The organism is Weissella sp. DD23 (assembly GCF_001579105.1).
GTDB classification, from domain to species: Bacteria; Bacillota; Bacilli; order Lactobacillales; family Lactobacillaceae; genus Weissella; species Weissella cibaria.
This window is the reverse complement of record NZ_KQ970390.1, coordinates 132,824-134,282: the sequence shown is the minus strand read 5'-3', so window position 1 is coordinate 134,282 and position 1,459 is coordinate 132,824. Positions and strand designations below refer to the sequence as shown.

General features: G+C 38.0%; 1 protein-coding gene. It reads right to left on the bottom strand.

The genetic code is table 11. The features are described 5' to 3' along the window. Positions 1 to 193 precede the first annotated feature (193 nt). The coding region (locus tag WEIDD23_RS00615; protein ID WP_242865349.1) for a DUF5776 domain-containing protein at positions 194 to 1,459 on the bottom strand (1,266 nt) is incomplete at its 5' end.

Genomic DNA, 1,459 nt, shown 5'->3' with positions numbered 1-1,459 from the left:
TATACTCAAAATTTCCAGTTAGATTCGATCGCGAATCCGATAAAAACGCTACTGCATCTTTATGAATTGGCAATAATGCGAATACCTTATACACAATTCGAAAATATGCTTTTTTAGATTTATTCAGATACTTTTTCAGTTTCTTTTTAATCTTCTTTTTTAACTTAGAAATCATCTAAAAGAGTCACTTTCATTACTTAGTCAAACGCTTAACAATCCCCTTAACAGCCTTTTTGCGAAGCGCTGTCATTTTAGGATCAATCGAAACATAATTCTTATTTGCAGTAATATATCCATTTGCCGTCTTTAGTCGAGGAGTTCCGTTCTTCGTCCATTCAACAGCCAAAACATCAATCTTTTGACCACGTTTAGCTTGCTCATCAATTCTATCGGGTCGACCAAACGCCACCGTTCGATAATAGTAGGTTGGTGTAACTACCGTTACTTGCTTCACATCCTCATAAATGTACTGGTCAATATCATCGCGAAGAGTAGCAACGTAATTTACGTGAGCGGTGATATATCCAAATCGAGTTCGCAGACGTGGCACTCCGGTTGCGGTCCATTCCACAGAACTAACCTCTAGAATAGTGAACGCGCTTAACTCCTCCTGCTTTTTAGAATTCTTATTCCACCCCACACTAGCGTACGCAAATTGATCTTTGAGGAGTACAACTTGTGCAGGAAGTTTCTTTGGAACAACATAATTTGATAAATCGTTCTTAGGGAATAAGGCATCTCTTGGCTTTAGCTTTTTGACAGGTAATTTTTCGATTTTCTGCCGGATTTCAAACGCTTCTCGAGCTTCATCTGTTGACCTACTTAATGATATCTCAAGATTCTTAGTCATCTGTTTCAACTCTGCAATCGAATTACTCAAAACTACATCAGCTGACAATGCAGGAGCAAATTCTTGTGTATCCCCGTACATTGAAACATTATCTTTATAATTTGCAAAAACATCAGTAATAAACTGGTCTTGTGGATTATCAAAGTAATACTGATATACTGTCTCAGCAACGTATCTTTGAATTGTATCGTTTCCAGAGAATCCTAACTTAGAAAACTCGGCCGCAAACTGTTGAATGCCTGCCGAAATAGCTTCATTATATTCATTCCACTGTGATTCAAAGACTGGCTCCACTTTGCCGTTTTCGCCATAGTAGTATCCAGGAATACTCTTATAAGGTGTTGTTGCAAAAATAGACTCGAAATCCGTGAAATTAACAGGCATCTGCGTAAACCGATGACGAATTGAACGCCCATAATCTGGTGTGTAATTTCTTACATAATAAAACGGATTGTCCACTTCTTTGCCTGCCGCGTCTATCAACAATCTTGTGAATGTATCCTGTGTGTACCCTCGTCCCCAGAACTCAACAAATGCAAACTTTTCATCAAAATTAATGGTTTGTTGTAAATATTCTCGTACAATGCCTCGTTTTTCAGCTGCAATATT